Genomic DNA, 26,030 nt, shown 5'->3' with positions numbered 1-26,030 from the left:
ACGGAGCCTCAGCTCTTCTCGGGGAGCTCGATGGTCCTGCCGTTCTCGTCGAGGGTCCGGGTCTCCCAGTACGTGTACCACTTGTCGTCCACGTGCTCGGGAACCTTGCCCTCCGGGTAGCGGGCGTAGCCCTTGGGCGGTTCCTCGTCGTCGGACACGCACGCGCTGCCGGCGCTGCCTACGTGCAGGACCGGGTATTCGCCACCCCCGCACACCGCGTCCTGCGTCGAGCACGCGGTGGTGGACAGGGCGACCGTGACGCCGGCGAGGGCGAGCCCGAGCGTGGTGCGGATTCGGTTGGCGGTGCGCATGGTGGGGCTCCCTCTGGTGTTCGGCTGACTGTGTCCAGCCTGCCGTGGCCGGAGAGGACGAGCGTGAGCCTCCGTACTCATATCCGGTGTACGTACCGGGTGCGCGGGCGGAGGATGGCGCCATGAACTCCCCGCCCGGCCACGGTGGCTCCGCAGCGGCCCGCCGCAGCCTCGAAGCGCTCGCCCGCGGCGACGCCTTCGGGGGAGCGGTGGTTCCCGCTCTTCCCGGAGGGCGTCCCCGGCGAGTGGCGCCTCCGACGGGAGCCCCTGAGCTGACGGTCAGCCGAGCCGGCGCGGCGGTCCCGGCGCCGGCAGGACGCGTTCCACCGCGCACGCGATGCCGAGCAGTTCCGCGTCCGTTCCCCGGCCGGTCACCAGCTGGAGACCGGCCGGGCAGCCGTCCGGCGTGAAGCCGGCCGGCACGCTCGCTGCCGGATGGCCGCTGAGGTTGAACGCCCAGGTGAGCGCCGTGGAGTAGACGTCGCCCGGTCCTTCGTGGCCGTGCGGCGGGTTGGGTGTCACCGGGGTGAGGAGCAGCGGCGTACGGGCGAAGAAGGCGTCGAGGGCGCGGTCGTTGGCGGCACGGAGCGCCCGGGTGGCGGGGTTCGGTGACTCCCTGCGTACGGCCGTCCATGTCTCCGCCGGGTCGAGCAGCGTGACGGGGTCCTGGACCAGGCGGATCACCCCGGCCGCGGCCAGCCGCTCCACCGCGGTGCGCGTCACCTCGGCCACCTCCGGCTCCACCGATGCGAAGCCCAGGTCCGGGCTGTAGGCGGCCGGAACCGGAAGCCGTGGCGGCCGGGGCGCGTACCCGTCCAGCACGTGGCGCAGGTACGTCTCCGCCCGTGCCGCCGAGCTCGCGAGCACTCCGGGGGAGGCCAGGCCCGTACGCTCCGGGGAGGGCAGCAGGCCCGTCGTCGTCTTCAGGCCGAACACCCCGCACCACGCGGCGGGGATCCGCACCGACCCGGCCCCGTCGCTGCCCGTCGCCAGCTCCACCATGCCGGCCGCGACCGCCACCGCCGAGCCCGCCGAGGAGCCTCCCGGAGTGCGGTCGGGCCGCCACGGGTTGACCGTGCGGCCGTGCGCGCCCTGCCCCCATGTCTGCCAGTAGGTGCCAGGTCCGGGGACGGACGTCGTGCCGACCGGGACGGCGCCCGCCGCGGCCAGGCGGCGGGCCGCGTACGAGTGGAGGCCTGTGGCGCCCTTCACCGCGAACGGCAGCCCGGCGAGCGGGAGACCCCGGGCGGCTCGCTCCTCGGCGAGCGCGTCCTCGTGCCGGACCTCGGTGAACGCGTGGAGCTCCGGGTCCAGTTCGTCGATCCGGGCCAGCGCCGCCGCCACCGCTGAGGTCATGCGGTCAGTCTCGGGCATCCAGCGCCGCCTCCATCACCGCCCGGGCGATCGGAGCCGCGTTGCCGCCCCCGCTGACGTCGGCCCGGTCGGCCGCCGCGTCCTCCACGACCACCGCGACGGCGACCGCCGGGCGGCCTGAGTCCGGTGCCTGCGCCCAGGCGATGAACCAGGCGTACGGAGTACCGGAGTTGTCGACCCCGTGCTGGGCGGTGCCCGTCTTGCCGCCGACCGTCACCCCGTCGATCGCCGCGTTCGTGCCGGTGCCGTCCTCCACGACGTCGGTCATCATCCGCTGGAGCTGCTGGGCCGTCGCCGGGCTCATCGCCTGGTGGTACGAGTCCGAGCCCTGCTGCCGGACCGTGTCGCCGTCGTCCGTGGTCACCCGGTCGACGAGGTGGGGGCGCCTGAGGTCGCCGCCGTTGGCCACGGCCGAGGCCACCATCGCCATCTGGAGCGGGGTCGCCGTCGTGTCGAACTGGCCGATCGAGGACTGGGCCAGCTGGTCGTCGCTCATGTCCGCGTCGAAATTGCTGCGGGCCACCCGGGAGGGGATCTTGAGGTCGTCGTCGTTGAAGCCGAACCTGCCCACCGCCTCCAGCATCCCGTCCAGCCCCACCTCGACGCCGAGATGTGCCATGACCGTGTTGCAGGAGACCCGGATCGCCTCCGCCAGGGACGCCTTCTCGCAGCCTCGCGCCTCGTTGGGCAGCACGGTCGAGGTGCCCGGCAGGACGTACGGGGACGGGGTGTCCGTCTCGGTGTCCGGATCGGTGACCACCTCGGCGTCCAGCGCCGCCGCCGCAGTCACGATCTTGAAGGCCGAACCCGGCGGGTAGGTCTGCCGGATGGCCCGGTTGAGCATCGGCCGGCTCTGCGCGCGGTTGAGCCGCGCCCACGCGTCGGTGACGGCGGAGCCGGTGCCGGAGAGGACCTCGGGATCGTACGAGGGGGAGGAGACCAGGGCCAGGATCCGGCCGGTGGCGGGGTCGAGGGCGGCGACCGCACCGCGCCGGCCGTCCAGTCCTTCGTAGGCCGCGCGCTGCGTCGAGTCCTCGATGGTGGTGACGACGTTGCCGCCGGGCTGCCGGCTGCGGGTGATGTCCCCCCAGAGCGGGAGCGGGGCCAGGACCGGATCGGTGCCGGAGAGGACACCGTCCTCGGCGTTCTCCAGCAGCGTCGTGCCGTACGTCTGCGAGGCGTAACCGGTCACCGGGGCGTACAGCGGGCCGTGGCGGTAGGTGCGCTCGTAGGCGAGCTGCTCGCCGGTGTTCTTCGACCCCGTGACGGGTTCGTCGCCGACCAGGATGTTGCCGCGGGACTGGTCGTAACGGTCGATGGTGGTCCGGCGGTTGGCGGGGTTGGAGGTGAGTTCGCCGGCCTCGAAGAGCTGGACACGGGCGGCGTTCGCCAGCAGGGCGAGGAGCAGGAGCAGGCAGAATCCGGCGGCGTGCCGGATGTGGCGGATCACTGTCCCTCCCCGGCCGGCGCGGTCTCCGTATCGGGGTCAGGCGTGCGGGCCACGTCGCTGACCCTGATGAGCAGCGCCACGATGATCCAGTTGGTGACCACGGACGATCCGCCCTGGGCCAGGAACGGCATCGCCATCCCCGTCAGCGGGATCAGCCCCATCACCCCGCCCGCGATCACGAAGACCTGGAGCGCCAGGATCGAGGCGAGGCCGACCGACAGGAGCCGCCCGAAGGGGTCCCGCAGGGCCAGGCCCGCACGGAAGCCGCGGGCCACGAGCAGGGCGTACAGCATGAAGATCGCGGTGAGCCCGGCCAGGCCGAGCTCCTCCCCGGCGGTGGCCAGGATGAAGTCCGACTTGGCGGCGAAGCCGATGAGGATGGAGTGGCCGAGCCCGAGACCGGTGCCGAGCATGCCGCCCGCGGCGAACGCGAAGAGGGACTGGGCGAGCTGGCTGGGCCCCTGGCCGGCGTTGATCGTGGCGTACGGGTCCAGCCAGTCCTCCACCCTGCTGTGCACATGGGGTTCGAACGAGCCGACGGCGAAGGCGCCCGCCGCGGCGAGGAGCAGCCCGACGGCGATCCACCCGGTCCTGCCGGTGGCCACGTAGAGCAGGATCACGAAGAGGCCGAAGAACAGCAGCGAGGTGCCAAGGTCCCGTTCGAGGACGAGGACACCGACGCTGAGCAGCCAGATCGCGACGATGGGGCCCAGCACCCGGCCGGTGGGGAACTGGAGCTTCCAGAGCCTGCGCCCGGTGTACGCGAGCGCGTTGTGGTTCGCGGCGAGGTACGCGGCGAAGAAGACCGCGAGCAGGATCTTGGCGAACTCGCCGGGCTGGAAGGAGAATCCGCCGACCCTGATCCAGATCTTCGCCCCGTTCACCGCGGGGAAGAAGATCGGCACGATCATCAGGACGAGGGCGGCGGCGACCGAGAGATAGGCGTACCGCTGGAGCACCCGGTGGTCGCGCAGGAACACCACCACCGCGATGAAGAACGCGACCCCGAGCGTGGACCAGATCAGCTGTGTCGTCGCGGCCCGGTCGCTCGGAGTCTCCAGGTCCAGCCGGTAGATCAGCACCAGGCCCAGGCCGTTGAGCAGCACGGCGATGGGCAGCAGCAGCGGATCGGCGAACGGGGCGCGGAAGCGGACCGCGAGATGGGCGAGCAGGGCGAGGAGCCCGAGACCGGAGCCGTACCCGGCGACGTCGGGGGGCACGGCGTTGTTCCGGGCGAGGCCGACGGCGGCGTAGCCGTAGACGGAGATGAGCACGGCCCCGATCAGGAGCGAGAGCTCGACCCCGCGCCGCTTGGGCAGGCGTAGCTCGGGCGGGCGTGCCTCCGCCGTCGTTGCGGTCATGCCCCGCAACGTAGCAAGAGGCGGGTGCTATTTCCCTTATGTCAGCTTCGTGGCACTCCGCAGCAGCCCGACCGTGCCCGCCCCGTGCCGGTTCAGCGCTGGTACGGGTTCTGGCCGCCGGGAGGCGCGTAGCCGGGCTGCTGCTGCTGCGCGGCGCCGTGCGGGTTCCCGTCCTGTCCGCCCTGGGCCTGCGCCAGCAGCTGGTCGGCCTGCTCCTTCGGTATCTGCCGCTCGCCGCCGCAGAAGGTGCACTGCGTCGCGTACTTCGTGGAGAACGGGAACAGCGGCACGAAGAACAGCGTGAACTTGGTGACCCGCTTGCGCAGGGTGTGCGCCGCGGGATTGCCGCACCAGCCGCACACCATCGTCAGGACCGCCAGCTGGTAGAGATACCCCTTGGTACCGAAAATGATCATGATGTGGTTCCTTTCCCCGTCTCTCCCAGAAGTGCCCGCCGGCAGAGCGCCAGCAGCTTCTCGTCCTCATAAGTGTCGTGACTGCCGTATCCGCCGTCCATCGCGTTGTGACGGCGTACGGAGAGGAGCTCGGCGCGCAGCACCTGCGCCGCGTCCGACCCTGCACCAGCCGGGCCCATCCGCGCCAGGCATTCCGCGACCCGGACTCTGACGTGACGGTTCTTCTCCCACGCGGCCAGGAGCACCGGCACGGCTTCACCGGTCCGCCCCGAGACCTCCCAGAGGGCGATCGCGGCGTCGACCCGCAGCCACAGCTCCTCGTGTGCCAGCAGGGCCCGCAGCCTCGGCGCCACAGCCTCGGCCTGCCTTCCCAGTCCGCCCAGCGCACTCGCCGCCGCCCGGCAGTCGTGCACCTGCTCCGGCCGCAGTCCCTCGGCCAGCACCGGCAGCACCGCGCCGGCGTCGCCCGTGACCGTCCACAGGGCCTCCGCCGCCTCGGTCGCCGCCGCGGTCCCCGGCCGCAGGATCAGCCGCCGCAGCTCCGGAACGGCACAGCGGGCAGCCGGCCCGAACGACCTCAGCGCCCGCAGGGCCGCCGTACGCAGCCACTCGCCCCGGTACTCGGGTGCCCCCCGCAGCACCCGCAGCACCTCCGGGGCGGCCTCACCCGCACGGAGCGCCGTCAGCCCGGCGAGCAGCGGACTCGCCCGGTCGTACGCGCTCTCGTCCAGGCCGACCTCACCGAGCCTGCGCCGCAGCGCCGGCGCGAGCGGGGCCGCCGCGTCGCCGAGGCAACGGATCGCGAACCCCACGTCGTGCGGGACCTCCGGCCGCTCCAGGGCCGCCGCCAGCACGGGCAGCACCCGGGCGTCGCCCAGCCTGGCCAGCGCCTTCACCGCCGAGCCCAGGCCGGGCGGCCCGCTCGCCCACTCCTTGACCCACGCCCCGGGATCCGACGCCACCCGCGCGGCCAGGGCGTCGGCCGCCGGAGCCGCCAGGCCGAACAGCTCCTCCAGCACATGCGAGGCCGCCTCGGCGAGCCGGGGCTCCGGATCCGTGAGCTGTACGCCGACCAGCCGCACCAGGCCCTCGTACGAACCGCGCCAGGCCCGGATCAGCCCACCGCTCATCCGTACGGCGTCGATGCGCTGCCAGGGGTCCGGGCTGCACAGCTGGTCCGCCAGCAGCGCCGTCCGGTCCTCCACCCGGTCGTCCAGGCCGACGTGCAGCGTCCGCAGCAGGTCGGCGGCCCATGGGGTGCTGCGGCCGGCCGAGTCACCGTCCGACAGTTCCCGCAGCTGGCCCACCAGCGTCGGTGAGGTGGACCGGTCCGCCCCGGCGTCGTCGCCGCCCTGCGCCGCCGCGGCCGGCGGTTCCGGCCGGCAGGGCCTGGAGCGCAGCTCCCGCAGCAGACCCGCCACCACCCGCACGACGTCACCGGGCAGCGCGTCCGGGGCGCACCTGGCCAGCTGGGCGAGGGCCGCGAGCCGCAGCCCGGGCGGATACGCCTCGGCGGCCAGCCTGCTCAGCCAGTCCGCCGCCTGGCCCGCCAGCGGCCGGTGGCGCAGGGCGATCCGGCCCGCGGCCTCGACGAGCGCGAGCCGCACCTCGTCGTCCGCCTCCACCGGCAGCCGCTCCCGCAGCAGCGAGAGCACCTTGCCCGGCCGGCCGTGCAGCGTGGCCAGGGCCAGCGGTGCGGCGAGCCGCACACCCGGGTCCTCGTCGGCGACCAGCCCGAGGAACACGGCGGACCCGGCGGACACGGCGGCCGCGGCCATCGCGTAGTTCGCCACGCCCTCGATCTCGTCCTCGTCCAGCTCGCTCTCGTCGTCCTCGTCCAGATCGATGCCGCCGATGCTGGTGAGCAGCTCGACGATGCCCCCCCGGTCCCGTATCCCCGGATCCACGGCCAGCTCGAACAGGAAGGGGATGCACGCGAGCGTGCACGCGTACACATCGCCCTGGTGGTGCACCGCGCCGTACATCCCGTCGAGCGCGCTCTCCCGCTCCACCGGATCGGCGGATGCGAGTCCGTACAGGAGCCCCGGCACATCGTCGGCCGGGCCGTAGGCATGCTCCATCGAGGCCCAGTCGACCTCGTCGATCCCCGTGAACACGCCACACCCTCCCCGTGTCTTCCCGATGCGCCCCGGACGCGGCGGAAACCGTGCCCGCGAAGCAGCGTCTGCGCAGAGTGTGCACCACGGCCAGGACATTCCACCCTCCACTTGCGGCCTTTCCTCGCCGCGCCCGCCCAGGGCTGTGAAGGCGCTGTGCGCCCCCTGTAATCTTCGCTCCTCTCAGCCCCCGGGCAGGGCCCTGGCCTGCCCGGGATCGGTCAGCGGAGCGAGTAGATCCCCGTGCCGCTCCAGCCGCGCGCCCATGTCGCCGGCGAGGAAGAGGAGGTCGTCCGGCGCCCCGCAGGCCTCGATCTCGTCCCAGGTGACGGGTGCGGAGACGGTCGGGCTGCCTTTCGCCCGCAGGGTGTACGGGGCCGCGGTGGTCTTCGCCGCGGCGTTCTGGCTGAAATCCACGAACACCTTCCCCGGGCGCAGCGCGCGCGTCATCCGGTGCACGGCCAGATCGGGCAGCGCGCCCTGCGCCTCCACCGCCAGTCCCTTCGCGTAGGCCGTCACCTCCTCGGAGGGGGTGGGCTCCAGGGGGACGAGCAGATGCAGCCCCTTGGAGCCGGAGGTCTTCCCGTACGAGGACAGCCCGTCCCGGGCCAGCCGCTCCCGCAGCCAGAGGGCGACCGCACAGCACTCGACGACGCTCGCGGGCGGCCCGGGGTCCAGGTCGAACACCATCCGGTCGGCCACGGCGGGGGAGTCCTGCCGCCACTGGTGGGTGTGGAACTCCACCACCAGGTTCGCCGCCCACATCAGCGACGGCAGGTCCTGGGCGAGCACCTGCCGGGCATCGGGGTCGTCGCTGCGGGGGACCGGGGCGGTGCGCACCCAGTCGGGTGTACCCGGCGGCGGATTCTTGGTGAAGAAGCGCAGCCCCTCCGGGCCGTCCGGGTACCGGAGGAACGACAGCGGACGGTCACGCAGGTGCGGCAGCATCACCCCCGCCGCCGTGGCCGCGTAGTAGTGCAGCACCTCGCCCTTGGTCGTACCGGTGGCCGGGTACAGCACCTTGTCGAGATTGCTGAGCGCCAGGCGCCGCCCCTCCACCTCCGTGATCGGCGTCATACGATAAGAATCACATGAAATCGCATGAATGCGGTCATGGTGGGCGTAAGGGGTGAACGGTGAGGTCCATCTGGAACGGCTCGATCTCGTTCGGTCTGGTCAGCATCCCGGTCAAGCTCATGAACGCCACGGAGAACCACTCGATCTCCTTCCGGCAGATCCATCTGGAGGACGGGGGCCGGATCCGCTACCGCAAGGTCTGCGAGCTCGACGAGGAGGAGGTGCCCGCCTCCGAGACTGTCAAGGCGTACGAGGGCGCCGACGGCACGGTGATCCCCGTGACCGACGAGGACCTGGCCTCGCTGCCGCTCCCCACCGCCAAGACGATCGAGATCGAGGGGTTCGTGCCCTCGTCGGCGATCGATCCCCTCCAGCTGGACTCGGCGTACTACCTCTCGGCCAACGGCGTCCCGGCCGCCAAGCCGTACGCCCTGCTGCGCGAGGCCCTCAGGCGCAGCGGCAAGGTCGCCGTCGCCAAGTACGCGCTGCGGGGGCGGGAACGGCTCGGCATGCTGCGGGTGGTCGACGACGTGATCGCGATGCACGGCCTGCTGTGGCCGGACGAGATCCGCGCACCCGAGGGCGTCGCCCCGGAATCCGGCGTCAAGGTCCGCGACGCGGAGCTGGACCTGGCGGACGCGCTGATGAACACCCTCGGCGACGCCGACCTGGACACGCTCCACGACGACTACCGCGAGGCGGTCGAGGAACTGGTCTCGGCGAAGGCGGCCGGTGAACCCGTGGCGGAGGAGGAGGCCGAGAAGCCGGAGGGCAAGGTGATCGACCTGATGGCGGCGCTGGAGAGCAGCGTGCGGGCGGCGAAGGAGTCCCACGGGGAGGACGACGGGCACGGGGGCGGGGTCGCGGACGTCCACCACATCGGGTCCGGCCGGGGCGGCGGTGCGAAGAAGGCCGGGGCGGCGCCGAAGCGTACCCCGTCGAAGAAGGCACCCGCGGAGAAGACGGCGGCGAAGAAGAGCGCGAAGAAGAGCGCGGAGAAGCCCGCGGAGAAGCCCGCGGCGAAGAAGGTCACGGCGAAGAAGCCCGCCGCGAAGAAGGACACAGGGAAGAAGCCCGCGGCCAAGAAGCCGTCCGGGGGCACACGGAAGCGCACCTCGGCCTGACGCCGGACGTTGGCGTGGTCCATCCCGAACAGCGCCTTGGCCCGCTCGGCGGCCGGCATCCCCGCCTCCGAGATGGGAGCGGTCGCACAGTGGATCGCTCTTGTGGTCGATGCCGCTCGTACAGGTGATGAAACGACCGTTTCCAAGGTCAGGGACGAAGTGCGGACCATGATGGAGGCCTATCCGGCGCCGGGTCCCCTCCTGGTCTGACCCGGGGTGCCGGAGCAGTCCGGGGCACAGAGGGCCCGGTGTGCTCCGGAACGCCGTGCTCCCGACTCCGCGCGCCCGCTCTGCGCCCTGTGCGGGGGCCGGCTCTCCGTACAGGCTGGGGGGAACAAGGATGCCGGAAGGGTGGACAGAGGGGGCACGATGCAGGATCTCAAGGTCACGTCATGGCAGCTCTTCGGGCACGACCGGCTCTATGTGAACCTGCCGGACGGCACCGCGATCGGTTGGGCGGACCGGGGCAGCGGCACGATCACGGTGCTGCACCCGCGCTACCGGGACGCCGTGACCGACGCACTCGCGCGCCAGGTCCCGGATCTGCCGGCACTCGTCGGCGAGGACGCCCCGGCCGGGCCGTCGGCCCCGCGCGTCCCGCCGCCGGTGCCGAGGATCCCGTCGATGAGAGGGATACGGAAACGGGGCGTCGTACGGGAACCGGCGCCGGAGCCTGTGCGGGAGGCGGCACCCCCGATGGAGGCGGCACCCCCGATGGAGGCGGCACCCGTGCGGGAGGCGGCACCCGTGCGGGAGCCGGTGCCGACGCCGGCCCCGGTGGCCGCGCCGGCGCCGGAACCCGTGCCGTCTCCGGTGGCCGGTCCGGCCCCGGATACGGGGCGACGACGGCCGGCCGTCCTCCCCGCTCTGACACCCGCGACCGACCTCGCGTCGCGGCGGCCGGGGTCCGGGCTGCGTGAACAGCTCGGCGAGTCCGGGACCGGCGCGCTCGTACGGGCCGCCACGGGGGCGCTGCGGCGGCACAAGGACGCGGACCCACGGCGCGGCGCCCTCGCGGGGGAGCGGCGGGTCGGGGCCGAGCTCAGGCGGCTGACCCGGCACGGCTGGCGGGTCCTGCACTCCGTGCCCCTGCCGGACGGTACGGAGATCGGGCATCTGCTCATCGGACCCGGCGGGGTGTTCGCCGTGAGCACCGAGCACCGCCCCGGGGCATCGGTGCGGGTCGGTGACGGCACCTTGCGGGTCGGCGAGGGGACCCCCCAGCCGTACGAGCTCGACGGCCGGCCCGAGGCCCGGCGGGCGAGGGCGGCGCTGGAGACGTACTGCGTCTTCGACGTGCCCGTGCAGACGGTGCTGGTCTTCACCGGTGCCACCGCGCTGGAGGTGGTCGCCACCCCGGCCGGCGTGCGCGTCTGCCGGGAGCGCCAGGTATCGGTTCTCGCCCCGCTGACAGGCGTGTTCACCCCCACCCAGGTGGAGAGGATCTACGACGTCGCGCGAAACGGGGAGGCCTGGCTGGGTGCGTGAGCCCGGGACGCGGCCGGTAGATTCCCCGGTGCTGCCGCAGGGCCAGTACCCGTACCGCCGCCGAAGGGGAAGCCACCATGAAGCTCCGCTGTGCCGTGCTCGACGACTACCAGTCCGCGGCGGCCACCGCCGCGGACTGGTCACCCGTCGCCGACGCCATCGACGTGGTCAGCTTCGCCGACCACTGCGCCAGTGAGGACGAACTGGCCCTACGTCTGGCCGAGTTCGACATCGTCGTCACTCTCAGGGAACGCGTGCCGTTCCCCGCGACACTGATCGCGCGGCTGCCCCGGCTCCGGCTGATCGTCGCCTCAGGCATGCGTAACACGTCCATCGACTACGCCGCCGCGGAACGGCACGGGATCACCGTCTGCGGCACCGCCAGCACGGCGACCCCGCCCGTCGAGCTCACCTGGGCGCTGCTGCTCGGACTGGCGCGGGGCATCGTGACCGAGGCCAACTCCCTCCGTGAGGGCGGCCCCTGGCAGTCCACCGTAGGAGCCGATCTGCACGGGCGCAGGCTCGGCATCCTCGGGCTGGGCAAGATCGGCAGCAGGGTTGCCCAGGTCGGCCGCGCCTTCGGCATGGACGTCGTGGCCTGGAGCCAGAACCTGACCCCGGAACGAGCCGAGGAGGCAGGGGCGGGTTACGCAGCGTCCAAGGAGGAACTCCTGTCCACCAGCGACTTCGTCTCCGTGCATCTGGTGCTGAGCGAGCGCACGCGTGGACTGCTGGGCGCGAAGGAGCTCGGGCTGATGCGGCCCGGCGCCTATCTGGTCAACACCTCGCGGGCGGCGATCGTCGACCAGGACGCGCTGCTGGACGTACTGCGCCGGGGAGCCATCGCCGGGGCGGGCGTCGACGTGTTCGACGTCGAGCCGCTCCCGGCGGGCCACCCGATGCGAAGCGCACCGCGCCTCCTGGCGACACCGCACCTGGGCTATGTGTCGGGAGCCAACTACGCGGCGTACTACGGGGACGCGGTCGAGGACATCCGCGCCTACCTCGAGGGTGCGCCCGTCCGCACCCTCGGCTGACGGGAGTCCCCCGCATGCACACGCCCACCGACGACGAGAGCGTCCCCGGAATGGTCCGGATACCGGCCGGCACCGTGGATCTCCGCGACGACCGCCGGCGCGCGCGCTGGCAGGAGGAGATCGAGCCGTTCCTGCTAGGCCGCCACCCCGTCACCGTCGCGCAGCACCACGCCCTCACAGGGGCACCCCCCGGTACCGCCGCAACCGGCGCCCTGCCCGCGACGGACGTCAGCTGGCTGGACGCCGTCGACCTGTGCAACCGCTTCTCGGCCCACGCCGGACTCACCCCGGTCTACTCCCGCGACGCCCACACCGGCGAAGTGCTCCGCGACCCGGACTCCGACGGCTACCGCCTGCCCACAGAGGCGGAGTGGCAGTACGCCTGCAAGGCGGGGACCACCGGCTACCGCTACGGCGAGATCGACGCCATCGCCTGGTACGAGGACAACTCCGGCGGCCGGGTCCACCAGACCGGCGCCAAGTCCCCCAACGCCTGGGGCCTGCACGACATGCTGGGCAACGTCTGGGAGTGGTGCTGGGACCTCTACGACGAGGAGGTCTACGGCGAGTACCGCACCTTCCGCGGCGGAGGCTGGGCCGATCCGGAACGCGGCTGCGGCGCGACGGTGCGCCGCCGCAGCCACCCCACGTTCGCCATCGACGACCTCGGCCTCCGGCTGGCCCGCAACGTGCGCTGACGTCCTTCGCATGTCGCCCGGCCCGTCGGGCCCGGCCGACGCATCATGTCCGGATGGGTGAGATCTGGACGATCGGGCACTGGACGTGCCCGGAAGAGACGTTCATCGGTGTGCTGGAAGCCCAGCGCGTCGACGTACTGGCCGACGTCCGTGCGCACCCCGGTTCGCGCCGGAGCCCGCAGTTCTCCCGCGACGCGATGCGCGAGTGGCTGGAGCGCGCCGGGATCGACTACGTCTACCTGGACGAGCTCGGCGGCCGACGGCCCAAGCAGGACGTGGACCCCGACGTCAACGCGGGCTGGCGCAACCCGAGCTTCAGGAACTACGCCGACTACACGCTCCTCCCGGCCTACGAGCACGGCGTCGCCCGCCTGACCTCGCTCGCGGAGCGCGGCCGTGTCGCAGTCATGTGCGGCGAGCCGGTGCCGTGGCGTTGCCACCGCCTGCTGATCGCGAACACGCTCACCGCGCACGGCTGGACGGTCCGGCACATCATGGGCCCCGGCTCCGGCGAACCGCGCGTCCACGAACTGGGTGCCTGGGGCGCGGAGCCACGGGTCGACGGACGCGGCCGGGTGACGTACCCGGCGCCGTAGACCCGGTTCCGCAGGAAAAACCGTGCGGGCGATCGACGCCGGGTGCGGTACGTTCCTGTCACTCGAAGGGGGCGAAGTGACCAAGCTCAACCAGATCATCGCCGTGGAGAAGGGTGTCAAGAGCAAGTCGCTCCAGGACATCACCGCGGCCCACCACAAGGTGCAGAAGCCGGCGCTGCTGGCAGGCATCTCGCGCACGTACCAGCCGAAGGACGAAGAGGGCGAGCAGCTTCCGCCCGAATCCGCGCGGGTACAGATCAAGGCCGAGGAGGCGCTGCGTGATATGTCCGCGTCGCTGACCCGGCTGTTCGACGTGACCGCGACGAAGGACTGGGCGAACTGCTCGGCCCGCGCGGACGTCACCGTCGACGGCCGTACGGTCGTCAGCGAGGTCCCGGTCAGCTACCTGCTCTTCCTGGAGAAGCAGCTCACCGACCTCCACACCTTCGTAAAGAAGCTTCCGGTCCTGGACGCGTCCGAGTCCTGGTCGCTCGACCCGTCGACGGACTGGTGGAAGACGGACCCGGTCCGCACGATCCGGACGAAGAAGGTCCCGCGCAACCACGTCAAGGCGGAGGCGACCGACAAGCACCCGGCGCAGGTCGACGTGTACTACGAGGACGTGCCGATCGGGTACTGGACGACCGTGAAGTTCTCCGGAGCGCTTCCGGCGCGGCGGGTGAACGAGCTGCTGGAACGGGTCGAGAAGCTCCAGCACGCGGTGAAGTTCGCCCGCGAGGAGGCCAACGGCGCCGAGGTCACCGACCGGCTGGTCGGGGACGCGGTGTTCGGCTACCTGTTCGGCTAGCCTCGGGCACGAGGCGGCACCCCCAAGAACGCCCCCGCGCCATGTCGTGGGGGCTGCGCACCCTGCACGAGGCGGAATGAGGTCCGCCCCGTGTGATGAGCGCAAGCTGAAACTGACGTTCAGCCTGAAGACGCGGTAACGGTGGAGGTTCGAGTCCTCCCCCCGGCACCACCTGCCGGGGTGGCCCAACATGGCAGAGGCAGCCGCGATCAATCTCAGACTCTCGCTCCAGCTTCAGTATCGCCGCCGATTGCCAGATCGACCGAGTACGGACGAACACCGTTGAATGCTGGTTCGAATCCGGCCTGCGCCTCTACGCGGCGCGGTAGTTCAAAGGCAGAACGCGACGGTATGACGACTGATCCGCACTCTTAAACGGCGCTGGCAAGCGCAATTGGGTGGCAACCCCAGGGGCCCGGGAGCTGGATACGACTCCCGGGCTCCGCCACGTCCGAGCCTGCGATGCGACGGGCCCCGGCTCGGATGATTAGCTGAGGCTTGAGATCCCTGCCGACAAGTGTGCGGCAGGGCCCTTGGTGGACAATCAGGCGGAGGCGATGAACCCAATCCACGCCTCGGGCGAAACGGTGAGCGAGGGACCGCTCGTGTTCTTCGAGTCCCGGACGTGGAGGGGGCGACGCAGAACGGCCTCCTCGATGACAGAACTGATCGTGGGCATGGGAACCCTGGCGAAGATCTCCTGTCTTGCCAGGCGTGCAGCGACCCGTTGGTTCACTGTCTCGTCATCGAGCAGCGGCCTCCACATCGTGCACACCGCGTGAGCGTATGCCTTGGTCTGGAGCAGCCCTGGGACCGCCTTCGTGGCGTACACGTGCAAGGCAACCGCAGCCGTCTCAAGCTTTGCGGCATCCCGGAAGAAGGCCGGGAACTGCTCCGGTGAGTCACCACTCGTCACGCTACGACACCGGTCCGCTCCACTCGCCCGGTTCGCCGAATGCATCACCCCAGTCGTTCCGCGCCGCCGTTCCACGCCTCCAGCAACTCCGCAGGTCCGTACGCCGCGTCCAGCGCACCGCAGTCGGTCCCGCTGCGTGACACGGCGACCACCGGCGCCGTTTCGGGCGTCAGTGCCGCCCGGTGGCGGTGCAGAGCGGCCAGGTCGTGGCGGTCGAAGGGGGAGTTCTCCAGCCACTTCACCGAGCCGACGAACAGCAGTTCCTTGGCGATCGGAGCCCTGTCCGCTCCCACGATGTCGATCTCCACATCGTTCGTACGCGTCCAGTAGCCACCGATCGCCGGGGCGGCCGGAAGGCTGTCGTCGGGCAGCAGGCGTGCCAAGGCCTCCCGGACCAGGGGCTCGACGGCCCGGCCGCGCCAGCTCGTCCAGTTCTCCTTGATGCGTGCGAGCGTCAGATCGCCCCGGCCTCGTTCGATCTCCGGGAGCGCCGGGCCGAGCAGTTTCAGCCAGAAGCGCAGATACGGGTCCGCGACCCGGTAGCGGCGGTCCTTCGACGGCCGGGTGGACAGCGGCAGTTCGGCGGCGACCATCCGCTTCTCCGTGAGGACGGCCAGTGACCGTTGCAGGGAGGCGCCGTACAGGCCGCCGGCCGCACGGGCGATGTTGGAGAATGTCCGCTCGCCGCTGCCGATCGCGGACAGCACCGCACGGGCCTGCAACTCCTTGGGGAACTCCGCCGCGAGCGATCTCTCCGCCGAGACCAGTAGAGCGGACACCGGATCGCTGAGGGCCTCCCCGAGGAAGTCCCACAGTCCCGCTCCGTGCGTCCACTCCGTGCAGATGAGCGGCAGCCCACCGGTGACCAGCGTTGCGTCGAAGGCCGACGCGGCGTCCAGGCCGAGCATCCGGCCCACTTCCGCCGGGTTCAGGGGGCCGAGCACCATCTCGCGGCCGCGCTGGTGGAACGGGCGACCGTAACCGTTGAGGGCCTCCATCATCGACAGATCGGACCCGATGAGGACGAGGAGCACCGGCTTGGTCTCCAGGGCCCGGTCCCAGGCGCGCTGGAGCACGCCCTCGAAGGCGCCGTCCGCATCCATCAGATATGGAAGTTCGTCCAGCACGACCACGCTCGCCCGGTCGTACGGAAGGGCGGCCGCCAGCACATCGAACGCGGCGTCCCAGCTCGCCGGTCTGGCCCCGGACAGCAGCCCGGCCAGCGGCAGGGTCGATGCATCGGCGTCCCGGCCCAGCCGTTGGAGATCGGCCTCCGGCGATGCGCCGGTGGCGGCATAGAAGAGGAACGGTGCGCCGGAGTGTTCGGCGAAGCGCTCCACGAGCCTGGACTTGCCCACACGGCGGCGGCCCCGAAGCATCACGCACCGGCCGGGCCTCTCCCCGCCCGCACCGGCCGCGACCTTGCCCAGTTCACGCTCAAGCGTGGCCAGCTCGGCCTGCCGACCCACGAAATCCGCCATGGACAGCTCCTGTGACATCGATACGAACATCTACGTTACTAACATCGATGATAGTAATGTGCTCGTACCCTTCGCTCGGTCCCGCGTCGGCGCGCCACACACCGCGTACCGGACACCGCCAACGTCGTGCAACCACGTCCGTCACCGCGTCGTACCTGGTCACTCGGCATCTGAGGGCGTCACGGTGAGGTCTGTGACCAACGAACCCACCGGTGCCAGGACCGCCACTCGCCCAGCCCCACGCCGCCCGGCCGAGTGGCCTACCCGAGCCGCTCCGCTTCACCATGCGCTTCAGCTCGACGCCCTGGGGCGCCAGGCTCGCGCGACGGATGGCCGAGCATCTGCTGGACGCCTGGGGGTTGCCGTACGACTCCGAGGCCCACGGCGCGCTCACCCTCGTGGTGGCCGAGCTGTCCGTCAAAGCGGAACAAGCTCAAGGGGTTCGCCCTCGAAGTGGACGAGGAAGCGATGAACTCGGCGGTCGAGGCATACAACAACCGGCGTGCACCGACAGGTCGTCGAGCTCAACAAACTGCACGACGCTCTGGATGAGGCATACAACAGTGCCCCCACGTTCCGGGCTGAGTCGGCGCGTGCGGAGTCCTTCAGCGCCCGAGCTCTGACCGACTTCAAGGACGATCCGCTCTACACCGTGGCCGGGGACGACGAAAGCAATCACAAATACCCCCTCGACCTTGCGAACCAGGAGGGCATGCTCGGGTCCCACGTCGTGGACAAGCATGTAGGCAAGACTGATGAGCAATTGGAACAAAGGCTGAGGGACCAGCAAATCGTCAGGCCTTCCGGTATCCGACCCGAAGCCGTTTCGTCATTCGGGAGTCTCGCGGACGCGCAGCGGTATACTCAGGCGGCCCTTGACGAACCGTCGAATCAAAGAAAGATCGATAATTGGCTCGCAGGTAACCCCGGACCCAACTCGTCACGCTCACTTCTCTTGACGACGAACGACGCCGTAGGGAGATCGTGGGATCGAGGCGACGCTGCCGCGCGTGATGTGACCAATGTGTGGGTCGTCCTGAGACCCAACCCGGGGAGCAGTCCGCCGTTCGTCGTTCTTACTTCTATGCCCACCGACAAGACTCAGCACCCGTAGTGCGCAATCCTGGAAAATTGAGGTACGGGTTGTGATGCAGATTGACGACATCTCGTGGAACCGCTCCCTGCGGGCCATTTTCGGGGAAGGTATGTTCGCAGCCGTGGGGGTGCGGCGACGCGATGACTGGCGTCTGGATGCCCTCGACGCCATGCAGCTCCGGACGGACGACCCGCGTGGCTGGCCGAGGGTTGTCATGGCGCCAGCAGGGAGCAATTACGATGCGGGCTTGGAAAACCCGTTCGGTGCTGTCACGCCGGGCGACTTCAATGCGGCTTTCCCTGTGGCCAGGAGTGGGGCCGAACAAATCATGGTCACTCTCCAGGGTGAGTGGTTCCAAACGGAGGACATTCAGGATTTTGATGCGCGAGAGGCTGAGCTGACCTCTCATGCACGAGTGATCCTGGAAAGGTTCGGAGCAGACGCGCTGTTTTTCACCAATGCGGTATCGGCGCGCGAAAATCCCCATGCCGACATGTTCGGTCGAGAGGGTGTCTATGAGGGCTTCACCAGCCACGTAATGGACTGTGGTGTAATCGCTGTCTCCGCCACTGAAGTCGGCATCTTCTGGGGCTTCACGACTGACTGAGGATTTCCCGTGCGTACCCGTTCTGCCACCTACCCCGACCGCGCGACCGCACAGTGGTGTACCCAGCAGGTCGTCACGCGCAATGAGCAGGCCGTGCACCGCTGGCTGGCCCAGGGCACGCGACCAAGGCTCACCATCGAGGCCGGGTGGCCATCCCGTGAGGAGCCCGTCGGACGCGTGTTGCTGCAGGCGATGATGCTCGCCGGTCGTGAGCCCGTCGATGTGCGGGCCGCGCGGGTGACGTTGAGGCGTGAAGCGTCGAGCCCGCACGGTTTCGTCGTGCACGCCACCTACCCGATCTACCTCTGAAGGTGCCGCAGTGCCCATGAAGCCGCTTGAGTTCGACCGCCGGTACGGCGAACTCGACGTCGTCGTCGCAGCCTTCGCCGGACAGGAACCCGACAGTCCGGAAACGGACACAGTGCCGCCGGCCCTTCAGGCGTACCTCCGGCACACCTGGCACACCAGGCCCTGGGCGCTGTCCGTCGCCGAACAGCAACTCCGCGAGTACGCACGGAACCCGCCCGGCCGCCTGCGGCAGCGCCTCGGCGAGTTCTATTCGGTACCCGATCTCGGGCTTTCCGAGCCCCAGATGCAGGGCTGGCTGTCCAAGACGGCCGACCACATCAAGCGCAGCATCGAGTCCGGCGAGGTGCCTCCGCCGACCACGCCCCGGACGCATTGGGAGTGGCACGCCCGCTTCGGGGAGCTGGGGCAGTTCCTCGGCGGTTGGTTCTCGCAGGACATGCCCGACGAATTCACCGACCACGATGCTGCGGTCCGCGACTACAGAGAGACGGTCGATCCCCAACTGACCGCCCGGCTGGTCGGTGAGATCCACGAATTGCTGGCCCTCGGACTGGAGGATCACGACTACGCCGTCGGCGTGAGCGAGCTCGGTATGGAGGTTGAGCCACCAGCCCAGTTCACGGTCGAGAGTTGGCTCCGGACGGTGGCGGAGCGCCTCGCGACGACCATGCCCGACTACGGAAAGTGACTGGCTCAGGCGAAGCTGAACAAGACCCGTCTGTTCGGTGCGCAGATCGGTGGGTCGAACAAGGACCCGCATAACTTCGTCACGATGCACCGGTTCGCCAACTAGACGAACGACCCCACCGACGTCGTGCCGATCGGCCTGCCTCTCGAAGCCAAGGGGGACAAGGGCTTCAGCTTCACGCCCTACGAAGGCCGCAGCAACAGCAGCGTCCGTGACTGTCCAGAACGCCCCGAGACGCGTCTGACCCGGCATAGGGAGAGGCCACCATGCACCCCGCCGTGGAACGCCTCACCGAACTCGCGGCGCCTACCGGTCACGTCGCTCCCGGGACTGGCCGGCTGTCGAACGGGAACTCGGCACCACGCTGCCGACCGACTACCGGCAGCTCGTCGAGACGTACGGAGGAGGCGTCTTCGACGAGACAATCTGGCTCTCGTCCCAGTTGTAGCGGTTCCACCCTTCGGCCTGGCAGTCGAGACCGACCGCGGGGGCCGGCCACTCGCGTCTGGTACGACAGCGACAACCAGGGCTGTTCTGCCCCGCTCCGAGCGAGCGAGACGCGGCCCTGCCACCGGCGGCACAATTCCTGTGGGAGGCACCCGGCGCGGGGCCACGCCTCCCGGAGGGCGGGCTTGACCGCGTCGGTGGGGGCGGCACACAATGCGGAACATGACCCCCTACTCGCTGACCACCGTCGCCCTGCCGATGACGGGGCCTTGCGGCGAGTGCGCTCCACGGTCCACCACCTGTCTGCGCCGCCGCGGCCGTATCGGCTCGCCGCCCGTGCGCATCGGCGTTCACTCGCGCTGACCGGACGTCAATACCGCTCGGCTGCTTCCCAAGATGAAGCCGAGATCCCGGGAACGCCGGTGTTGTCTTTCCCCGGCCTTTCACCGCCCTTCACGGTCCCACCGTGTCCCGCACCTGCACGGCAGGCATGCGGCGCGGGCGTGAACGGCCCACCTCATCGCACCGCCGGAGGCCTCGGCCGCTGTCGCGGGTCCCGCCCGTCCCTTCGGGTACCGGGGCCCGCCCACCGGAGCCCACGGCGGCTCGCTCTCCGCCAAGGAGGAACCGTATGACCACCACTGCTTCCCCGAATACGACCACCACGACCGCTGACCGGCCCTCCACCTCGACTGTCCTGCGTGAGGCACGCATACCGCAGGACGGCATGTACGAAGGGCACCGCGTCCTGGAGCGGCTGCCGGCCGGCGCGACGGCGCGCCCGTACACCCTCTTCGACGTCGTCCCTCAGGCCCGTACGATCGGCGCGGAGATCCACGGCCTCGACCTCTCCCGGCCGTTGGAGCCGGCCCTGCGCGAAGAGCTGAACCGCGCCCTGCTGGAGTGGAAGGTGCTCTTCTTCCGGGGGCAGAACCTCACCTCGGCCGCCCAGCGCGACTTCGCACGCCACTGGGGCGAGTTGGAGGTCAACCCGCTGCTGGCCAGGGGAGACACCGAGGACGTCGTACGCTTCGACAAGTCGGCGGGGGCACCGAAGACGTTCGAGAACGTCTGGCACACGGACGTCACCTTCCGCGAGCGTCCGGCTCTCGGGGCCGTCCTGCAACTGCGTGAGGTGCCGCCGCTGGGAGGCGACACCATGTGGGCGGACATGGCAGCCGCGTACGACAACCTGCCGCAGGACGTGAAGGACCGCATCGACGGGGCGAGCGCCGTCCACGACTTCATCCCCGGCTTCGCCCGCTTCCTCGGGCCCGAGGAACTCGCCCCCCACCAGGAGGCGTTGCCGCCGGTCGAGCACCCGGTCGTGCGCACGCACCCGGAGTCGGGGCGCCGGATGCTGTTCGTGAACACCTCGTTCACGACCCGGATCGTCGGTCTCGACCGGGCGGAGAGCGACCGCCTGCTGCGCTTTCTCTTCCAGCAGGCGCACGTACCCGAGTACCAGGTGCGTTTCCGCTGGCAGCCGGGCGACATAGCCTTCTGGGACAACCGGGCGACCCAGCACTACGCCGTGAACGACTACGGCCCGCACCCGCGGGTCGCCGAGCGGGTCGCCATCGCGGGGGACCGCCCCTTCTGAGCGACCGGCGACCGGCGACTGCCGAACGGCGGGCGCGTCACCGCGCCCGCCGGGTCGTCACCGTGCGTCCCGGTCAGGGGGAGAGCGGCGCCATCTTGTCGACCACGCCCGGGTTCTCGGCGATCCACTTCTCCACGGCCGCTTCCTCATGGCCGGTGCCCTCGTCCTGGATGGTCGCCTCCAGGTCCCCGAGCTGCTCCTCCGACATGTGCCAGTCCTTGAGCCAGCCGTGGAACTCGGGGAACTCGTCCGGGAACGACTTGTGGCCGAGCGAGCGGATCTCGTTCACCTCGCCCCACAACTTCTTCGGGTCCTTGAGCTTGGTCAACTCGTACTTGCTGTAGGCCCAGTGAGGCGACCACAGGACGACCGCCACCGGTTCGTGCTTCCGCAGCGAACGCTGCAGCTCCAGGATCATGCTGGGGGAGCTGCCGTCGGTGACCTCGTACTCCTTGTCGAGCCCGTAGCCGGGCAGCACCTCGTTCTTGAGCAGGTTCATCTGGCCGGTCCCGGGCTCGATGCCGATGATCCTGCCGCCGAACTCCTTCGACCTGCCCTTGAGGTCCGCCATCGAGTCGACGCCCTTGACATAGCTGGGCACCGTCACTTCCAGCGTGGTCTCGTCGTACCACGGACCGATGTCGACCAGGTCTTCCTTGTACTTGTCCCAGTACTGCTTCTGGGCGTTGGGGAGCCAGGCGTCGAACTCCACATCGACCTGGCCGCCGGCCATCGCGGTGAACATCGACCCGACGTCGTACTGGTGGATGCTGGGCTTGTATCCGCGCCGCTCCAGAACGTTCTTCCACAGATAGGTGACGGCCACGTCCTCGTCCCACGGGAAGTAGCCGATGCTGGGAGCCGCGCCGGCCTCCTTGCCCTGGTCCTTCTTGTCCACGTCCTGGCCGTCGTCGTCCGGGCCGGAGACGAACTGCAGGCCGCCGGCGAGCAGCGCGAGGACCAGCACACCTATACCCGCGAACGCTGTGTTGGGCCTCCACTGCAGGGCCTTTCCCGCCCGGAGGGAGGCCGCCTTGGCCAGCGCACGGCGACCGAGAGGCGAGATGCGCTGATTCAGCGCGCCGGTCATGCGGTCGAGATACATGGCGAGGATGACCACCGCGAGACCCGCCTCGAAGCCGAGGCCGATGTCCACCGAGCTGATGGCCTGGAAGACGACGGTACCCAGACCGTCGGCGCCGACCATGCCCGCGATGACCACCATGGACAGGGAGAGCATGATGATCTGGTTGACGCCGGCCATGATGGTCGGCAGGGCCAACGGCAGCTGTACGCGCAGCAGAATGGCACGCGGAGGGGCTCCGAAGGCTTCCGCGGCCTCCACCAGCTCCTCGTCCACCTGCCGGATGCCGAGCTCGGTCATCCGGATGCCCGGCGGCATCGCGAAGATGATGGTGGCGACGATGCCGGGCACCACGCCCACTCCGAAGAATGTGATACCGGGGACCAGATAGACAAAGGCCGGCATCGTCTGCATGAAGTCGAGCACCGGCCGGAGGGTCGAACTCACCGACCTGTTGCGGGCCGCCCAGATGCCGAGAGGGACAGCGATCACCATGGTGACCGTGGCCGCCACGACGAGAAGCGACAGCGTCTGCATCGCCTTTTCCCACAACTCGATCGAGTTGACGAGGAAGAAGCCCGCGGAAGCGAAGGCGGCCGCCACCACGCCCCGCAGCCACCAGGCGATCAGCGCGAGGATCGCCCCCATCACCAGCGCGTCGGGGCCCGACATGACGAAGTACACACCGTTGTACAGGCCTTGGCCGACGGAGTGCAGGGAGTCGAAAAGCCAGGGCAGGCGAGCTTCCAGGAACTCGACCGCACTGTTGACGCCGGCACCTATTTCGAGCCTGATCACGGCTTTCCGCCTTCGTCGCACCGGTGTCCGTCAGCTCCGGCAGGGCCGGACCCGCGTACGGGTCGCCCGGCTCCCTCGCCGAAGGTGCTGTACCTGCCTGGGGGCTCTGTTGTCAGCCTGGTCACGTGTGCCTCTCGCGTTGTCCTGAGACCCGGCGAGAGAGACATGGCGCCGCCCAGCCCCTCGGCGGTGTGGGACATGCGGATGCGCGCGGCGCGTAGCCGTAGCGGCGCCTCAGCCGGGCGGTCATGTGTCCTGGCAGCCGGGTCCTGGCATGCTGCCGTGCCATCCGCGCCGGCTGCCCGAAGGGCGTCCGCGCCCGGACAGGGTGATTCGGGCTGCGGCTACCCCGTGTTCAGAGAGACAAACGGATGGCGAAGCTTTCGTTCGGACGAGTTCGCCGGTGAACAGCACGGTATGCGACGGCGGCGTACGGGCTGCCCGTCGGCGCAGGTCCCGCCGGTACCTTCCATCGGCAGCCCTCTACCGCAAATCAGACCTTGATGGCGGTGATTCGGCTTCCGCACAGCGCGGTGAGGTCTTCCGGGTCGGAGGTGAGCACGGTGACCGGGCCGGGTGAGGCGAGAGCGGTTGCGCCGAGCATGGCGTCGATCGCGTACTTGTGGCCGTGCAGGCCCGCATCGGCGAGCAGGACCGAGGCCTGCCGTGCGATCGACTCGGTGACCGGCTCGACGACGAGACGGGAGAGGGTCCACTCGAGGGCGGGGCGGTTGACGCGTGGGTGGGTGACTTCCACGAGAGTGGCGGCGGACGTGATCACGCGAAGGTCGTCGGCGCGGGCGAGGGCCAGCCATGCGGTGACCGCGCGGTCGCGCAGCACAGCCTTCGCCAGCCCTTCGCTGTCGAGGACGAGCGTGCCGCCCGGGGCAGCAGAGGGGCGAGTCATGCCGCGTTCGCGCCGTCGGGTGCCTGCTGTTCGCGCGCCTGGTGGAGTTGGTCGCGGAGAGCCTGGATCTCGCCCTCGGTGATGGGGCCGTGTTCGGCCTCGCCGACCTTGATGAGCTCGTTGAGGTTGTCGCGCTCGATCTGGCGGGCGACGGCGGCCGCCACATAGGCAGACAGGCCGGAGGGCCCGCTTCGGACCTTGGCGGCCTCGGCGACGTCGCGCGGCATGGTGATCGAGTACTTCCCGGTAGGCTCGCTCATGCTGTTTACCCTACCTGCGATCCTCCCCGGGGTTGGAGTGCAGGCTGGGCGGCCCCGAGTGCGGCTGCCGACGATCGCCGCTCCTCAGCTTCCGGCGGACATGAAAAAGACCCCCTGCTCAGTGTCTCCACTGATCAGAAGGTCTTTCCGGAAAGTGCCCCCGGCAGGATTCGAACCTGCGCACCCGGCTCCGGAGGCCGATGCTCTATCCCCTGAGCTACGGGGGCGATGTCGCTGCGCTTGGCGGCGACGAGTGAAACCCTACCAGCTCCGACGTGGTGTCCGGGAACAGGTATTTCCGAGTCGTCGGCACCTGGGTGAGGTGGGCGCCGGCCACCCCTCCGGGGGCGGAAGTGGGCAAAACCCGGACGCAGCTCCTCCGTCCGACCTACCCTCGAAGGGTGTCAGGGGCGTACGGCCGCGTGCTTGTTGTGGACGACAACAAGGTCATCCGGCAGCTGATCAGGGTCAATCTCGAGCTGGAGGGCTTCGAGGTCGTGACCGCGGCCGATGGCGTCGAGTGCCTGGACATGGTCCACGAGGTCTGCCCGGACGTGATCACTCTCGACGTGGTGATGCCCAGGCTCGACGGAATCCAGACCGCGGCCCGGCTGCGCTCCGACCCGCGGACCGGGCATCTGCCCGTCGCCGTCATCAGCGCGTGCACGCCCCACGAGATGGGCTCCGGGGCAGCCGCCGGGGTCGACGCCTTCCTGGCGAAGCCCTTCGAGCCGAGCGAGCTGGTGCGCATGGTGCGACGGCTCGCACACCCGGAGGATCCGGTGCCCTTCGACGACTGGCGCGGTGCGGGGACGGCCGGGAGCGCGGCCGGCTGACGGCATGGCCGGACGGATCGCTGCCCGTATGGCGAAACCGGTTGGCGAAGTGCCCCCCTTCCTCCCATACGCTTGTCCCGTGACCCCCGCAGATCTCTCCAGGACCGTGCTGCACGCTGTGCGCCGCGCGGTCGACGAGGACGCCTTGCGTGCACCGGTGCCCGCGCGCGTGCGGGTCGAGCGGACCCGGCCCGGCGGCAGCGGTGACTACGCCTGCGCCGTCGCCCTCCAGCTGGCCGGCCCCGCCGCGCTCCCGGCGCGGGAGGTCGCCGCGCTGCTGCGGGACCGGGTCGTCGGTCTGCCCGGGATCGGACGGGTCGAGATCACCGGGCCCGGGTTCCTGAGCTTCACGCTCGACGCCACCACCGGCGCCGAGGCCCGCGCGGCCCGGGTGCGAGAGGTGCGTGAGCTGGGCCTCCGGTACGGGCGGGTCACCACGGAGGCCGGGCGCCTCCACCGCCTCCACCACCCCCGCGAGGTCCGGGCCGCCGTCGTCGCCCAGAGCGTGGCGCGCCTCCTGCGTACCCAGGGCGGTCAGGTGATCGTCGGCTGCACCGAGGAGCCCGACCCCCGCTGGGAGGAGCTGCGTGTCAGGGCCGGTCTGCGGTACGGGGCCGAGGACAGCTCCGAGATCCGCCCCGTCCCCGCCTCCACCACCGCCGACGCCCTGGTGGACCGGCTCGGACGCGACGCCGCGCTCTGGGGCCTGCAACGGCCCGCCGCCCACGACCACGCACCCCTGGATGACGACCTCCTCGTACAGGGCGAGGCCAATCCGTTCTTCCTGGTCCGCTACGCCCACGCCCGCACCCACGCGCTCACCCGTGAGGCGGAGCGGCTCGGCTTCACCGGCGGCTACGAGGAGGACGTCGACGCGCCCGCGCTGCACGCCGCCCTCGCCGACCACCCCGGCGTACTGGCCGCCGCCGCCCGCCACCAGGCACCCGACCGGCTCGCCCGGCATCTCGAAACGGTGGCGCACGCCTTCTTCGACCTCCACGACTCCTGCCCGCCGCTCCCCGTCGGCGACGAGAAACCCTCGGCCGCCCACCGCTCCCGGCTGGCCCTTGCCGAAGCCGCCGGGAAGGTGCTGGCAGGCGGCCTGTTCGTGCTCGGCATCAGTGCGCCCCGACACCTCTGA

27 protein-coding genes, 1 tRNA gene and 2 pseudogenes are annotated in these 26,030 nt (G+C 70.4%); 16 read left to right on the top strand and 14 right to left on the bottom strand.

Annotated elements, in window-relative coordinates; translation table 11 throughout:
- Positions 1-8: 8 nt before the first annotated feature.
- From ACIREO_RS02290 to ligD, 7 genes are all read right to left on the bottom strand, one after another.
- Entirely contained in the window at positions 9-311 is a 303-nt protein-coding gene (locus ACIREO_RS02290) for an SCO0607 family lipoprotein (RefSeq protein WP_404103788.1), read from the bottom strand.
- Positions 312-590: 279 nt separating this feature from the next.
- Positions 591-1,667, bottom strand: coding sequence for an amidase family protein (locus ACIREO_RS02285; protein ID WP_404103785.1), 1,077 nt, complete (start codon positions 1,665-1,667; stop codon positions 591-593).
- Positions 1,668-1,671: 4 nt separating this feature from the next.
- Positions 1,672-3,135, bottom strand: coding sequence for a peptidoglycan D,D-transpeptidase FtsI family protein (locus tag ACIREO_RS02280; protein ID WP_404103782.1), 1,464 nt, complete (start codon positions 3,133-3,135; stop codon positions 1,672-1,674).
- Positions 3,132-4,496, bottom strand: a complete 1,365-nt coding sequence (locus tag ACIREO_RS02275; protein WP_404103779.1) for an FtsW/RodA/SpoVE family cell cycle protein — start codon at positions 4,494-4,496, stop codon at positions 3,132-3,134. The genes ACIREO_RS02280 and ACIREO_RS02275 overlap by 4 nt, the downstream gene beginning before the upstream one ends.
- A 92-nt stretch (positions 4,497-4,588) precedes the next feature.
- On the bottom strand, positions 4,589-4,912 hold the full coding sequence (locus tag ACIREO_RS02270; RefSeq protein ID WP_404103776.1) for a zinc-ribbon domain-containing protein: 324 nt from the start codon (positions 4,910-4,912) through the stop codon (positions 4,589-4,591).
- Complete coding sequence (locus ACIREO_RS02265; RefSeq protein WP_404103773.1) at positions 4,909-7,029, bottom strand: HEAT repeat domain-containing protein; 2,121 nt, start codon at positions 7,027-7,029, stop codon at positions 4,909-4,911. Before ACIREO_RS02265 ends, ACIREO_RS02270 begins: the two co-directional genes overlap by 4 nt.
- Positions 7,030-7,212: 183 nt before the next feature.
- Positions 7,213-8,106 (bottom strand): non-homologous end-joining DNA ligase, encoded by an 894-nt coding sequence (gene ligD / locus ACIREO_RS02260; protein ID WP_404103771.1) that lies wholly within the window; start codon positions 8,104-8,106, stop codon positions 7,213-7,215.
- Positions 8,107-8,165: 59 nt separating this feature from the next.
- On the opposite strand from ligD, the gene ACIREO_RS02255 reads away from it, so the two are divergent.
- From ACIREO_RS02255 to ACIREO_RS02230, 6 genes are all read left to right on the top strand, one after another.
- Complete coding sequence (locus tag ACIREO_RS02255) at positions 8,166-9,230, top strand: Ku protein (protein WP_404103769.1); 1,065 nt, start codon at positions 8,166-8,168, stop codon at positions 9,228-9,230.
- A gap of 369 nt (positions 9,231-9,599) precedes the next feature.
- Positions 9,600-10,718 (top strand): nuclease-related domain-containing protein, encoded by a 1,119-nt coding sequence (locus ACIREO_RS02250; protein WP_404103766.1) that lies wholly within the window; start codon positions 9,600-9,602, stop codon positions 10,716-10,718.
- A gap of 77 nt (positions 10,719-10,795) precedes the next feature.
- Positions 10,796-11,755 (top strand): D-2-hydroxyacid dehydrogenase family protein, encoded by a 960-nt coding sequence (locus ACIREO_RS02245; protein ID WP_404103763.1) that lies wholly within the window; start codon positions 10,796-10,798, stop codon positions 11,753-11,755.
- Positions 11,756-11,769: 14 nt separating this feature from the next.
- Positions 11,770-12,453 carry a formylglycine-generating enzyme family protein gene (locus tag ACIREO_RS02240; protein ID WP_404103761.1) on the top strand — a complete coding sequence of 228 codons (684 nt, stop codon included), beginning with the start codon at positions 11,770-11,772 and terminating at the stop codon, positions 12,451-12,453.
- 53 nt (positions 12,454-12,506) lie between these two features.
- Positions 12,507-13,049: a DUF488 family protein gene (locus tag ACIREO_RS02235; protein ID WP_404103759.1), complete on the top strand. Its 543-nt coding sequence runs from the start codon at positions 12,507-12,509 to the stop codon at positions 13,047-13,049.
- A gap of 76 nt (positions 13,050-13,125) precedes the next feature.
- Positions 13,126-13,857, top strand: a complete 732-nt coding sequence (locus ACIREO_RS02230; protein ID WP_404104473.1) for a hypothetical protein — start codon at positions 13,126-13,128, stop codon at positions 13,855-13,857.
- Positions 13,858-14,401: 544 nt separating this feature from the next.
- Here the strand turns inward: ACIREO_RS02230 and ACIREO_RS02225 are convergent.
- From ACIREO_RS02225 to ACIREO_RS02215, 3 genes and pseudogenes are all read right to left on the bottom strand, one after another.
- Positions 14,402-14,500 (bottom strand): DUF397 domain-containing protein, encoded by a 99-nt coding sequence (locus ACIREO_RS02225; protein ID WP_404104471.1) that lies wholly within the window; start codon positions 14,498-14,500, stop codon positions 14,402-14,404.
- Positions 14,486-14,749, bottom strand: a pseudogene (locus tag ACIREO_RS02220) (Scr1 family TA system antitoxin-like transcriptional regulator); the annotation flags it as partial. The pseudogene ACIREO_RS02220 and the gene ACIREO_RS02225, both read right to left, overlap by 15 nt.
- A gap of 68 nt (positions 14,750-14,817) precedes the next feature.
- The gene (locus ACIREO_RS02215) at positions 14,818-16,254 is read right to left on the bottom strand and encodes an ATP-binding protein (RefSeq protein ID WP_404103756.1); all 1,437 of its coding nucleotides are present in this window, start codon (positions 16,252-16,254) and stop codon (positions 14,818-14,820) included.
- A 502-nt stretch (positions 16,255-16,756) separates the two neighbouring features.
- Between ACIREO_RS02215 and ACIREO_RS02210 the strand changes: the two genes are divergently transcribed.
- The 8 genes and pseudogenes from ACIREO_RS02210 to ACIREO_RS02175 all read left to right on the top strand — a co-directional run bounded on the left by ACIREO_RS02210 (position 16,757) and on the right by ACIREO_RS02175 (position 21,004).
- Positions 16,757-17,368, top strand: a complete 612-nt coding sequence (locus tag ACIREO_RS02210) for an RNase A-like domain-containing protein (protein WP_404103754.1) — start codon at positions 16,757-16,759, stop codon at positions 17,366-17,368.
- Positions 17,369-17,402: 34 nt separating this feature from the next.
- A complete protein-coding gene (locus tag ACIREO_RS02205; protein WP_404103751.1) occupies positions 17,403-17,957 on the top strand; it encodes a hypothetical protein in 555 nt (184 codons plus the stop codon).
- 9 nt (positions 17,958-17,966) lie between these two features.
- Entirely contained in the window at positions 17,967-18,266 is a 300-nt protein-coding gene (locus tag ACIREO_RS02200; RefSeq protein ID WP_404103749.1) for an RNase A-like domain-containing protein, read from the top strand.
- 10 nt (positions 18,267-18,276) lie between these two features.
- A complete protein-coding gene (locus ACIREO_RS02195; RefSeq protein ID WP_404103746.1) occupies positions 18,277-18,954 on the top strand; it encodes a contact-dependent growth inhibition system immunity protein in 678 nt (225 codons plus the stop codon).
- 12 nt (positions 18,955-18,966) lie between these two features.
- Positions 18,967-19,198: pseudogene (locus tag ACIREO_RS02190) on the top strand (hypothetical protein); the annotation flags it as partial.
- Positions 19,199-19,204: 6 nt separating this feature from the next.
- Positions 19,205-19,402: an SMI1/KNR4 family protein gene (locus ACIREO_RS02185; protein WP_404104468.1), complete on the top strand. Its 198-nt coding sequence runs from the start codon at positions 19,205-19,207 to the stop codon at positions 19,400-19,402.
- 221 nt (positions 19,403-19,623) lie between these two features.
- Positions 19,624-19,764 (top strand): hypothetical protein, encoded by a 141-nt coding sequence (locus tag ACIREO_RS02180; protein ID WP_404103744.1) that lies wholly within the window; start codon positions 19,624-19,626, stop codon positions 19,762-19,764.
- Positions 19,765-20,032: 268 nt separating this feature from the next.
- Positions 20,033-21,004, top strand: a complete 972-nt coding sequence (locus ACIREO_RS02175; RefSeq protein ID WP_404103741.1) for a TauD/TfdA dioxygenase family protein — start codon at positions 20,033-20,035, stop codon at positions 21,002-21,004.
- A gap of 73 nt (positions 21,005-21,077) precedes the next feature.
- On the opposite strand, the gene ACIREO_RS02170 is transcribed toward ACIREO_RS02175, so the two are convergent.
- From ACIREO_RS02170 to ACIREO_RS02155, 4 genes are all read right to left on the bottom strand, one after another.
- Positions 21,078-22,886 carry an ABC transporter permease/substrate binding protein gene (locus ACIREO_RS02170; RefSeq protein ID WP_404103738.1) on the bottom strand — a complete coding sequence of 603 codons (1,809 nt, stop codon included), beginning with the start codon at positions 22,884-22,886 and terminating at the stop codon, positions 21,078-21,080.
- Between the two features lie 493 nt (positions 22,887-23,379).
- Positions 23,380-23,793: a type II toxin-antitoxin system VapC family toxin gene (locus tag ACIREO_RS02165; RefSeq protein ID WP_404103735.1), complete on the bottom strand. Its 414-nt coding sequence runs from the start codon at positions 23,791-23,793 to the stop codon at positions 23,380-23,382.
- Positions 23,790-24,053 (bottom strand): CopG family transcriptional regulator, encoded by a 264-nt coding sequence (locus tag ACIREO_RS02160; RefSeq protein WP_404103732.1) that lies wholly within the window; start codon positions 24,051-24,053, stop codon positions 23,790-23,792. Before ACIREO_RS02160 ends, ACIREO_RS02165 begins: the two co-directional genes overlap by 4 nt.
- A 155-nt stretch (positions 24,054-24,208) precedes the next feature.
- Positions 24,209-24,280: transfer RNA gene (locus ACIREO_RS02155), tRNA-Arg, on the bottom strand.
- A gap of 126 nt (positions 24,281-24,406) precedes the next feature.
- On the opposite strand from ACIREO_RS02155, the gene ACIREO_RS02150 reads away from it, so the two are divergent.
- Both ACIREO_RS02150 and nrtL read left to right on the top strand, forming a co-directional pair.
- Positions 24,407-24,889, top strand: coding sequence for a response regulator (locus ACIREO_RS02150; RefSeq protein WP_404103730.1), 483 nt, complete (start codon positions 24,407-24,409; stop codon positions 24,887-24,889).
- A 79-nt stretch (positions 24,890-24,968) separates the two neighbouring features.
- The gene (nrtL, locus tag ACIREO_RS02145) at positions 24,969-26,030 is read left to right on the top strand and encodes an ArgS-related anticodon-binding protein NrtL (RefSeq protein WP_404103727.1); all 1,062 of its coding nucleotides are present in this window, start codon (positions 24,969-24,971) and stop codon (positions 26,028-26,030) included.

Source organism: Streptomyces sp. NPDC102441 (assembly GCF_044765585.1).
Classification (GTDB): domain Bacteria; phylum Actinomycetota; class Actinomycetes; order Streptomycetales; family Streptomycetaceae; genus Streptomyces.
This window is presented reverse-complemented; position numbering and strand designations above follow the sequence as displayed.